Annotated in this window: 1 protein-coding gene; it reads right to left on the reverse strand. The window is 29.7% G+C overall.

From position 1 onward, the window contains the following. Positions 1 to 46: 46 nt before the first annotated feature. Positions 47 to 469 (reverse strand): capsular polysaccharide synthesis protein, encoded by a 423-nt coding sequence (locus NI467_RS14585; protein ID WP_253153498.1) that lies wholly within the window; start codon positions 467 to 469, stop codon positions 47 to 49. Positions 470 to 883 lie beyond the last annotated feature (414 nt).

The raw sequence follows: 883 nt of genomic DNA on the forward strand, positions 1-883 counted from the left end.
CTATTTGTGTCTTCATAACCTCAAATATATCATCTTGCTTCGGCTGTCACCCTTCTTTCATCTCCTCAGCATACTTTCTGATACACCACCATTTTTCTTTTATATAAGCGGGTAGGGTTGTATAGTTTTCATAATTATCTAAAGTAATAACTTTAACTTCAAAATTATCCGAATTATATAACCTAAGATTGTTAATACATTTTTTGACAAGTAAAGGAGCATTTTCTTCTCCTTGAAACCAGCAGACCCAAATTATATTACTTATTTCAAAAGTATTATTATTTATTTGAGGGGAGTATTCAATTAATAAATTTTTATGCAAAGTTTGTAGTGAATTAACGATTAAATCGGTTTTAATATTATATATTTTTTGAGATAGAGATTGAGGAAAAATACTAAGTTTGGAAACTTTAAATAACTTATTAACTAGTTTTAGTCGAGGAGCAAGTGTTAGCGCTAAATTATCCATTTGCTTAATCCTTCTTTGATTATCTTTCAATACTATGACTTAGACAGAAATAGACCATATAGTTATTGGTATCTGGATAGAGGGGTACTGGTTTAAGAGTATTTTCATCTAAGTAACTATATTATATGATTGGGAGTATAATCGATATACGGTAAGGATTACAGACCGTAAGATACCATATTGCTGCTCATCCACCTCATAGTATAGATTTAATGCTATTATGCCATCGTTAGATTATGTTCTCAATATAATAAGAAAGCCTGTATCATCAAATGGAATTTTTTAATTAGATTCTCCCATTTCCTAGAAAAAGTTTTATCTGTTTTAGGGCGTGTCCTCATTTGAAGAATTGGTTTTAAATACTTAAAATCCTCCTTTGAGTTATTTTTATTTCTACATTTTCAATGGCACGCA

The sequence above is a fragment of the Acinetobacter sp. S4397-1 genome, assembly GCF_024129285.1.
GTDB lineage: Bacteria > Pseudomonadota > Gammaproteobacteria > Pseudomonadales > Moraxellaceae > Acinetobacter > Acinetobacter lwoffii_C.